We start from the raw sequence: 7704 nt of genomic DNA on the forward strand, positions 1-7704 counted from the left end.
ACTCTGCCCACGGCTCCGGCAGCTCCACCCACCGTGGCCATGGAGCAGGTTCCGGCCGGGCCCGCCGCGCCCGTCACGGCGGCCATGGCGGCCCCGGCAACCCCGGTGGCTCCGGCACCCTCCTCACCGGTGCAGCCGGAGCCGCCCGGGCAGGACGCCGGGCGGGCGCCGTCGCCGACGCCCGGACCGGCGCGGCTCGAGAGCCTGTCCGGGGCGGCGACCGGCCCTGCCGACCAGCGGAGGGTGGTCCGCCAGCCGACGCCGACCGCAGAGGCGTCCGGGCTGCTGCCCGCGCGCGCGCTGGTGGACGAGCGCGACTGGCTGCGCCGGTCGCTCGGTCCGGAGTACGGGACGCGGTCCAACGCCGTGGCGCGCGTCCTGTCGCAGCACCCCGGATTCCAGGGCGCGCTCGCGCGGTCGTCCGAGGATCTGCTGACCGACGCGGTCGCCGTCCAGCTCTACCTGAGCGCGGCCGGTCCGGCGGTGGACGCCGGGCTCCGCTCGGCCACCGTGGGGCCGCACGTGCCGCTGGCGCGGTGTGTGGTGTCCGGGCTGAACCGGCTGCCGTCCCACCGCGGGCCCGCCGCACTCGCCGCGAGTCCGTCGCCGCAGGAGTGGGAGCTGTACCGCCGCCGTCCCGTGCACACCGAGTGGGCCTTCCTCCACGCCGTCGTCGGCAGCGTGCTGAGCCGCGAGGGCGACACCGACGTCCTGGTGTGGTCGGTCACCGCGCGGCGGACCCGGCTGCTGGAACCGGATGCGACCGGCACGGCCGACCGCGTCCTGTTCGCGCCAGGCTGCCGGTTCAAGGTGCTCGAGCTCGTCGAGCCGCGGGACGGCGCCCGGGGCCTCGTGCTGCTGCGCGAGCTGACGGCGGCCGAGGTGGACGAGACGGGCCGCGTCGACGCCAAGAGCACGTCCCTCGACGAGCTCGCGGCGACGTCGCTGCGGCAGGAGAAGCAGCGCTGGGAGGCGGACGGGGCGTCGCCGCGGGGCGCGGAGTCGCCGGTGGGGCCGCTCACCGTGCTCCCGGGGCTGGTCGAGGACGGTGGACGAGGATGACGCGACAGCTGCTGGTGGTCGGCCAGGACCGGCCGGGCGCGTACGGGTCGATCGGCGCGGCGCTGGCGGCCGCGGAGCCAGGCGCCACCATCACCGTGCATCCCGGGCGCTACGAGGAGAACCTCGTCCTGAACCGCATGGTCACCGTCACCGCCGAACCGGGGGCGGGCCGGGTCGAGGTGTCGGCCCGCCAGGGCAGCGTGGTCGTGGTCAACTCCGACGCCGTCCAGCTGAGGGGGCTCGTCCTCACGTCCGCCGACCAGCAGGTGGCTGCCGTGGACGTGGTGCGCGGCGAGGCGGCGCTCGACTCGTGCACCGTGGCGGGGTCGTCGTGGACCACCCTGCTCGCCCGGGGGCAGGGCGCGCTGGCCCTGCGCGGCTGCCGGGTCACGAACGGCGCCGGTGCGGGTGTCGTCGTGGCCTCGCCGGTGCCGAGCTCCCTGGAGAGCACCGAGATCGCCGACACCGCCTCCTCGGGTGTCGTGGTGGCCGAACGGGGTGTCGTGGTCCTGCGGCAGTGCCGGGTGGTGCGGGCGCAGGGCAACGGGATCTGCGTCAACGGCGAGGGCAGCGCCACGATCGAACAGTGCGAGATCGTCGGGGCGGCGAAACCGGCGATGGTGGTGGAGGGGAAGGGCCGCGCCGCGATCACCGGCCTGACCGTGCAGGAGAGCGCCAGCGTCGACCTCTACCTGCGCAGCACGGGCCCGACGACGGTGCGCTCGTCGCGGTTCGCCGGCGCGGGCAGCCAGGCGGCCCACGTCGCGGAGGGAGCCGCCCCGGTCCTCGACCAGTGCGTGTTCGCCGGTGCTCAGCGCGCCGCGGTGCAGGTGACCGGGGCGTCCGCCCCGCGGTTCACCGGGTGCACGATCGAGTCCTCCCCGGTTGGCCTCCTGATCGACGGCGCGAGCACGCCGCAGGTCGAGCGGACCACCGTCCGCGGCTCGCAGCAGGGCGCGGTCGTGGTCGGCGCCGGGTCCCGCGCCCGCTTCGCGGGGCTGCAGGCGGCCGCCGGCGAGGGCCCGGTGATGACGGTCTCCGGGCAGAGCCAGGTCACGATCGAAGGCGCCCTGCTGGAGGGCGGCCGGGTCCCGGCACTGGCGGTGACCGAGGACTCCGCGGTCCGCCTCGTCGATGTCGAGGTGGTCCTCACCGCGGCGACGGCCGACACCCCGGCCGTCACCTTCACCGGGGCCGCGTCGTCCTCGCTCACGTCGGTGCTGGTCCGCCGGGGCGGGGTGCGCATCTCCGGCGGCGCGCAGATGTCGTGGCAGGACAGCGAGATCGTCGACGCCGCCGGGGACGGCCTCCACCTGCTGGACGGCGCGGCGCTCGTGGCCTCCCGGTGCCGGCTGCGCGGGCCACGCGGTGACGGCGTCGTCGTCGAGACCGGCGCGCGGGCGGAGCTGACCGACTGCGAGGTCGCCGGCGCCGCGGGCGACGGGGTCCGGATCGACACGGCGGAGCCGGTGTTGCTGCGCAGCTGCGCGGTCGAGCGCAGCGGCGGCGTCGCGGTGCGCAGCCCGGAGAACGGCCAGGTCACGGTGCAGGACCTACGGACCGGCGAGCGGCCCGCGACCCCGGGCGCGCCCGCCGGGCCCGCGCCGGCCGCCCCGGCGGACGCCGCCCCGCCGCCCGAACCGGGTGCGGGGGACGCCCCACCGATGTCGGGGCCGCTCGGGGAGCTGCAGTCGCTGGTCGGGCTGGCCGGAGTGAAGAACGAGGTCACCGGGCTGATCAACCTCATCAAGATGGCGCAGACCCGGGAGCGGATGGGCCTGCCCATGCCCCCGATGAGCCGGCACGTGGTCTTCGCGGGGCCGCCCGGCACCGGTAAGACGACCGTCGCCCGCCTGTACGGAGCGGTGCTGGCCGAGCTCGGCGTGCTCGCGAAGGGGCACATGATCGAGGTCGCGCGGCAGGACCTCGTGGGCCAGTACATCGGGTCCACGGCGATCAAGACCACCGAGGTGGTCACGAAGGCGCTCGGCGGCGTGCTGTTCGTCGACGAGGCCTACACACTCACCTCCCAGTCCGGCGGCTCGGGCCCGGACTTCGGGCAGGAGGCCGTGGACGCCCTGATGAAGATGATGGAGGACCACCGCGACGAGCTGGTCGTCATCGTCGCCGGCTACTCCCACCAGATGGACCGGTTCCTCGAGTCCAACCCCGGCCTGGCGTCCCGGTTCACCCGCACCATCGAATTCCCCAACTACAGCGTCGACGAGCTGGTGACGATCACCACCCGCCTGTGCGCCAAGCACTACTACGAGCTGACCGACGACGGCCTGGCCACCGTGCGCGAGTACTTCGAACGGATCCCCAAGGACGGGACCTTCGGCAACGGCCGCGTGGCGCGCAAGCTGTTCGAGGCGATGGTGAACAACCAGGCGTCCCGGCTGGCGATCGAGCCGCCCAGCAAGGAAGCCGAGCTGAACCGGCTTACCGCGCAGGACCTGCGCCCGGAGTTCGACCAGCTGGCGAGCCTGCCGGCCGCGGCCACCCCGGCCGGCACCACCGATCCTGCGGCGGCGCTCGCGGCCAGCCGCGGCTGGAAGCGGCTGAACGCGCTGGCCGGGCAGGCTCCCCTCCGGGCGGCGGCCGGCCGCACTCTGCTCGAGCTGGGGCAGCGCGTGCACGCCCGCCAGCCCGTCGGGCACCGGGCGAACGTCGCGATCGCCGGTCCCCGCGGCACCGGCCGCACCGAGATCGCCGCCTGGTACGCCCAGGCCCTCGCCGAGCTCGACGTGGTGCGCGTCGGCCAGCAGCTGCGGGTCCCGGTCGGCACCGGGCTGTACCCGCAGTGGCCCGGCCAGGCGGAGAGCCTCGTCGCCGCGGCGCTCGACGACGCGGCGGGCGGCGTCCTGGTCGTCGACCTGGACGGGGACTGGCCGATCGCGCCGCACACCCCGGGCGTGGAAGCGGTCGAGGCGCTCGCCGCCGCGATGCAGCGGCGAGCGGCTGACCCCGTGGTCGTGCTCCTCGGGGAACCCGATCGGCTGGGCCGGCTGTCCGCAGCGGTGCCGGGGCTGCGGACGACCCTCGGCCAGGCGTGGCAGCTCGTGGACTACACCGTCGACGAGCTCGTCACGGCGGCGGTGCGGCTGCTCGAACGCCGCGGCCACGAGGTTCCCGACGAGGTCCGCGAGGTGCTGGCCGCGCGGCTCGCCGACGTACCGCAGCCGGTGATCCGCACCGCCCTGGAGCTGGCGCGGCGGCTCTCGGCGGCCGCCGCCTCGCGGACCCTGGCGGCGGCCGACCTGGCCGCTGCGGGACCGGTCGTGGATCGCGGCGGCCCGGCGCTGCCGCTCGGCCATGGGCTCGCGTCGGTCGGGTGACGGGGACAGCAGCGGTGGCGCAGTCAGCAGGATCGATGAACGGAGGACCGGCGGATGAGCACGAGTGACGAGCTGGACGAGGACTTCTCGCCGGAGTCCTACCGAACCCGGCTGGACAACCTGATGCAGATGCGGAACAGGCTCAAGTCGGTCTCGGCGAGCGCGACCGCTCCCCGCAAGGTGGTGTCGGTGACGGTCGGGAACGGCGGTGAGCTCACCGACCTGAGCTTCCCGACGAACGCCTACAAGACGATGTCGCGCACCGAGCTCGCGGCGACCATCCTGCGGACGGTCGCCGAGGCGCGGACGAAGGCCATGCAGCAGTCCGCGGAGACGCTCGGACCTATCCTGCCGGCCGGCGTTGACTTCGACCACCTCGTCGACGGCACCGTGGAGATGAAGGACCTGCTGCCGGAGGGGATCTCGCTCCCGCCCCACCTGGCGGAGTTCTTCGAGGGCCGTCCCGGGGGGAGCACGGGCCGATGAGCGACGACCATTTCTGGGTCGACCCGCACGGACTGGCCAAGAGCGGGAACGGGTTCGCGGACCAGCGCGAACAGGTCGCGAGCCTGCACCGGCACATCCAGGACCTCCTGAACCGGGCCCGGGTGGTGATCAGTGGCGACTCCAACGGCAACAAGTTCCTCAAGGACCACCTCGATGCCGGCGTCAGGATCCGAGACGGCGTGAGGAAGTGGGGGGAGACCTCCGGCGCCACCGGGGCCGGGGTGGTCGGCGCGGCGAACCTCTTCAGCGCGGCCGAGGACGGCGCAACCGCGACCGCGCACGACCTCGGATCGAAGATGAAGGGCAGCGGTTCCGGGAACGGGCTGGAGCAGCCGGCGACGTCGCCCCCGGCCTCGGACGGTTCCGGGGACGAGGTGGACCGCCTGCCACGGACGCTGATGTCGCGGCCGGAGCGGAGCTCCTCGCCGCTTCCGGCCCGGGGCGGGGATGCAACGGACGACAGCGTGCAGTTGCGCCCGCTGAAACCGGCGATGGTCCTGCCGATGGGCGAGATGACGCACGAGGGTCCGCTGGTGCCGGCGCGGGAGTTGCCCCTGCCGCCGACCGGGGGCGGGGACGCGATCTCCGGAACTCGGGGGCATCAGTGGCATCCGGTGCTGCCGGTCGATCCGGTGCATGCTCCACTGCGGGCGGCCGTGGTGGAGCCCGCCGCCGTCACGGGTGCGCCGGCCCCGGGGCCCCCTGCCGAGGCGAGCTGACCGGTCGCAGATGCTGTCGTTGGTGGACGTGGTGTGGATCGTGGTCGGGCCTGATCACGGGACGGCGGATGCTCGCGTATGAGCATCATGATCCCGAAGCCGGCCTCGTACGTTCTCGCTCTGCTGCTCGGCGGGGTCTTCCCGCCGCAGGACGAGGACGAGATCGGGCGGCTCGCCGACGCGTGGGTGGAGCTCGTTCCCATGCTGAAGGCCGCCGGAATCGATCCCGACGAGTTCGCCAAGCAGATCTCGGCCAACGTCAGCGGGTCCGTCGGGCGCAAGTTCATCAAGTTCAGCCACCAGCTGGCCGAGGTCCAGGAGGGTCTCGCCGGTGGAGTGCTGCAACAGGCGGCGGCGCTGCACCATCTGAAGGCGGTCATCGAAGAAGCCAAGTACGGGATGCTCATCGAGGCGATCTGGACTGCCTTCGAGATCGCCTGGGCGCTGTCCGACCCGTTCACCGCCCCGTTGTGGCCGTCGTTCTTCGCGAAGGGTGCGGAGCGGATCGCGACGATGGCGGACAAGCTGAGCGCGAACATCGTCCGGATCGGGCAGTTCGCGCATGCGGCGGCGTCGGAGGCGGTCGAGGAGGTCCTGCAGGACATCCTCGCGCAGGTGATCGTGATTGCCAAGGGCGACAAGTCGGGGCTGGACCCGAGCTCGATAGTGGCGTCTGCGGGACTCGGCGCGGCGGGTGGTGCTTTCGGGGCAGGCGGCAACATGGTGATGCACAAGTTCGCACCCAAGTTCGCCGGCAGCTGGAAGGGCGCCTCGCTGAACGAGGGTGCCACCGAGGCATTCGTCGGCGGGGTGCAGGTGCCGATGGGTGGTGGCACCGATGACATCGGCTGGGGCGTCGCCAACGGTCATCTCTCCGGTGCGGTGACGTATGGCGCCGAGCACTTCTGGCACACGGCCGACGACGTCGATGTGCCGAAGGGACCGGAGAAACTCGCGGCAGCGGTCCCGCCCCCGTCCGGCGGCGCGGTCGCGCCGTGGGACGGCCCCAACCGGCCGAGTGATCACGAGAGCCCACCGCCCTACGACGGCTCCCGACTGCCGCCGTACGAGTCATCGGTGGTCCGGTCCGGGCCGGGCAGCCCACCCCCGGGCGCCGCCGCCCCGTCGGGGAACGCGCCCGCCTCGGACCTCGTGACGTCCCCCTCAGCTCCTGTGCCGCCGGCGGCGTCGCCGAGCCCGTCGGTGGGCAGCAGTGATGGTCTGCCAGGTTTCGGTGCGCCGCCCCCGGCTGCCGGGCCCGGTGGTGGGCCGGCACAGAGCGGAGCGACCACGGCCTCGGGCGTGTCACCCGACCCCGCCGCTGCCGGTGCTCCGGCGCCGGGATCCGGGCCCGGCGCCGTGACGAGCGGCCCGCCACCCGTCCCGGCGTCCGGACCGGGTTCTCCGGGCGGCGAGCCCGCGGTGGCCGTCCCGAGCGGCCAGCCCGGTGGCACCGGGACGAACGTCGCAGGGGCTCTGGCAGGCGCGCCCGCTCCCATCGCCGCCGACGCTCTCCACGGCGCGGACACCTCGGCTTCGGCCGCCGGCGATGCCCCGACCGCCACCGCCGGCGGGCCCACCGGCAGCTCCTCGTCCGTGGCGAACGGGGTGGCGCCGGATGCCGGTGCGCCCACCCCCGTGCCGTCCGTGCCGGGAGGAGCGATCGCGGCGCCGGTCATCGGTGCCCCCGACTCCTCCCCGGCCGCCCCGCTCGCAACGAGCGGACCGAGCGCCGCCCCCGCACCGGTCGGTACCGCCGGCTCCGGCGTCCCGGCACCTGCCCCGCAGCAGGAGTCCGGGCCGTCCGGTTCCGTGCCGCCCGGCCGGCAGGCGAGCACCGCACCAGAGCCCGGGCCGGTTGCGGGATCCAGTCCCGCGGCCCGGCTGCCGGATGCCGTGCCCGGCGGATCCGGTCTGCCGCCGGCGCAGACCGGATCCGTCTCCGGCGTCACCCCGGTCACCGGCCCGCCGGTGTCGTCCGACGCGGTCCCGGCCGCGGGTACCACCGCGAACGTGCCGGCGGCCGGAATCCCGCCCGCCGGCACGTTCGCGGTGGTACCTGTCTCTTATACACAACT

Annotated in this window: 4 protein-coding genes and 1 pseudogene; all 5 read left to right on the plus strand. The window is 74.4% G+C overall.

Features of this window, described 5'->3' with window-relative positions; all coding sequences use genetic code 11:
* A pseudogene (locus HF577_RS35780) lies at positions 1–1062 on the plus strand (hypothetical protein); the annotation flags it as partial.
* A complete protein-coding gene (locus tag HF577_RS35785) occupies positions 1059–4400 on the plus strand; it encodes a right-handed parallel beta-helix repeat-containing protein (RefSeq protein ID WP_211175365.1) in 3342 nt (1113 codons plus the stop codon). The pseudogene HF577_RS35780 and the gene HF577_RS35785, both read left to right, overlap by 4 nt.
* Before the next feature lie 54 nt (positions 4401–4454).
* Positions 4455–4886 carry a YbaB/EbfC family nucleoid-associated protein gene (locus tag HF577_RS35790; RefSeq protein WP_169400438.1) on the plus strand — a complete coding sequence of 144 codons (432 nt, stop codon included), beginning with the start codon at positions 4455–4457 and terminating at the stop codon, positions 4884–4886.
* A complete protein-coding gene (locus HF577_RS35795; RefSeq protein ID WP_169400439.1) occupies positions 4883–5626 on the plus strand; it encodes a hypothetical protein in 744 nt (247 codons plus the stop codon). Before HF577_RS35790 ends, HF577_RS35795 begins: the two co-directional genes overlap by 4 nt.
* A 78-nt stretch (positions 5627–5704) precedes the next feature.
* On the plus strand, positions 5705–7704 hold a 2000-nt coding region (locus HF577_RS35800), incomplete at its 3' end, for a WXG100-like domain-containing protein (RefSeq protein WP_456154041.1).

This window comes from Pseudonocardia xinjiangensis, assembly GCF_012911925.1.
In the GTDB taxonomy this organism is placed as follows: Bacteria; Actinomycetota; Actinomycetes; order Mycobacteriales; family Pseudonocardiaceae; genus Pseudonocardia; species Pseudonocardia xinjiangensis.

Coding starts and splice junctions, on each gene's coding strand:
- HF577_RS35785 (WP_211175365.1), top strand. CDS start 1,059: ATGACGCGACAGCTGCTGGTGGTCGGCCAGGACCGGCCGGGCGCGTAC.
- HF577_RS35790 (WP_169400438.1), top strand. CDS start 4,455: ATGAGCACGAGTGACGAGCTGGACGAGGACTTCTCGCCGGAGTCCTAC.
- HF577_RS35795 (WP_169400439.1), top strand. CDS start 4,883: ATGAGCGACGACCATTTCTGGGTCGACCCGCACGGACTGGCCAAGAGC.